The organism is Streptomyces sp. WAC06614 (assembly GCF_003949795.1).
In the GTDB taxonomy this organism is placed as follows: Bacteria; Actinomycetota; Actinomycetes; order Streptomycetales; family Streptomycetaceae; genus Streptomyces.
In genome coordinates this window covers 1-1,576 of sequence record NZ_RPRY01000640.1, presented here as the reverse complement: position 1 = coordinate 1,576, position 1,576 = coordinate 1, and the positions used below count along the sequence as shown (strand labels likewise).

At 71.1% G+C, this 1,576-nt stretch carries 2 protein-coding genes and 2 pseudogenes; 2 read left to right on the top strand and 2 right to left on the bottom strand.

All coding sequences use genetic code 11. The features are described 5' to 3' along the window. Nucleotides 1–29: 29 nt before the first annotated feature. Nucleotides 30–80: pseudogene (locus tag EF918_RS39245) on the top strand (DUF4291 family protein); the annotation flags it as partial. A gap of 55 nt (nt 81–135) precedes the next feature. Continuing rightward, complete coding sequence (locus tag EF918_RS35540; RefSeq protein WP_125652956.1) at nt 136–717, top strand: DUF4291 domain-containing protein; 582 nt, start codon at nt 136–138, stop codon at nt 715–717. Here the strand turns inward: EF918_RS35540 and EF918_RS35535 are convergent. Both EF918_RS35535 and EF918_RS37545 read right to left on the bottom strand, forming a co-directional pair. Beyond that, the gene (locus tag EF918_RS35535; RefSeq protein WP_125652955.1) at nt 708–1,184 is read right to left on the bottom strand and encodes a hypothetical protein; all 477 of its coding nucleotides are present in this window, start codon (nt 1,182–1,184) and stop codon (nt 708–710) included. The two genes, EF918_RS35540 and EF918_RS35535, sit on opposite strands and share 10 nt — an antisense overlap. Nucleotides 1,185–1,261: 77 nt before the next feature. Further along, a pseudogene (locus tag EF918_RS37545) lies at nt 1,262–1,576 on the bottom strand (hypothetical protein); the annotation flags it as partial.

Below are 1,576 nucleotides of genomic sequence, written 5' to 3'. Positions count from 1 at the left end.
GGTTCGTGGCGCCGTTCTCGTTCCGGCGGATGACCTGGATCAAGCCGTCGTTCCTGTGGCTGATGCACCGCAGCAACTGGGCCCGCAAGGCTGGGCAGGAGCGGGTGCTCGCGGTGCGGATGAGTCGTGCGGGGTATGGCACCTCTGTACCAGGTCCGGGCCTCGTTCGACGCGCGGACGATCGTGGTCTACCAGGCCTACGCCCCGGCCGTCGCCGAACCGGCGCTGCGGGCCGGGCGGTTCGTGGCGCCGTTCTCGTTCCGGCGGATGACCTGGATCAAGCCGTCGTTCCTGTGGCTGATGCACCGCAGCAACTGGGCCCGCAAGGCTGGGCAGGAGCGGGTGCTCGCGGTGCGGATGAGTCGGGCGGGGTGGGAGGAGGCATTGGAGCGGGCGGTGCTCACCACCGGGGATCCGGGTGCGCCGGCCGGGGCGGACGTGCACGTGCAGTGGGACCCGGAGCGTTCGGCGCGGGGCGCCGCGCTCAACCACTACAGCATCCAGGTCGGCCTCGGCCGTCAGGTGATCCGGACGTTCAACGAGGACTGGATCCTCGGCCTGGCCGACCTGACCCCGACGGTGCGCAAGGCCGCCGCCCTGGTGCAGGCCGGGCGGGCCCAGCAGGCCCGGCGCCTGTTTCCCGAGGAACGCGTCTACCCGTTGCCCGCACCGCTGGAGGCCCGCCTGACCCCGGCCTCGCGCCGGGGTCACGGCTGAGCCGTACGGGGTGCGGCTTCGAGGCGCTTGATCATGCGGCGGAGCACCAGCAAGGGTATGGCGCCGAAGACGCCGAACGACATGTCGATCAGGCTCCACCCGAAGGGGATGCCGCGGATCGGCCCGCAGACGAGGGCCAGCGGGATGACTCCCGCACAGGCGATCATGCCGGCTTCCACGATCCAGATGTTGCGGACGGGGTCGCGGTGGACCCCGTAGAAGAAGACGGCGATGACGAGGTGGGCGAAGGCCAGCCAGTCGGTGCCGTAGAGGAGGAACGGGTAGTCGGCGTCGGCCCGCTCCAGTCCGTCGCCGACCCGGCGCAGCCACGTGTGGTCCACCAGGGAGTTGGCCCCACGCAGTTCGGTGACCAGCGGGAACGCGGTGAGTCCGCTGAGCACCAGACAGACGATGAACAGGGCCAGCCAGACACGGATGCGCCGCAGGAGGGCGTTTCTCTCGCTCATGGGGCAAGGCTAGGACGTTTTCTGAACACGTTCAGTCCCATTCCCTGAACGTGTTCAGTTTTGTGATCGAGTCGACATCACGTCCCGCGGGCTTCGAGGGCGCGTAGACGGTCGGCTGCGGCGTCGGCGGCGTTGCGGGTGCGTTTCACCGCCCGTTCCGCCTCCTTGGCCCGGGCGCGTGCCTCCCGGAGCGCGTGTCGTGCCCGTTCGTGGCGGTCCCGCAGGGTGGCCAGCTCCTCCAGCAGGGCGGACTCCTCGGCCTGGGCGCGTTCCTGGGCCGCCTTCGCCTCGGCCAGGTCGGCCTCGGCCGCTGCCCGGGCGGTGGCCGCCGTCTCGGCGGCCCGGCGGCTCTCGGCCAGTTCCCGGAGCTGTTCGGGGGTGGGGCCGGGAGC

Bases quoted from the DNA above. Each gene is read 5' to 3' on its own strand.
- EF918_RS35535 (WP_125652955.1), bottom strand. From the start codon at position 1,184: ATGAGCGAGAGAAACGCCCTCCTGCGGCGCATCCGTGTCTGGCTGGCC.
- EF918_RS35540 (WP_125652956.1), top strand. From the start codon at position 136: ATGGCACCTCTGTACCAGGTCCGGGCCTCGTTCGACGCGCGGACGATC.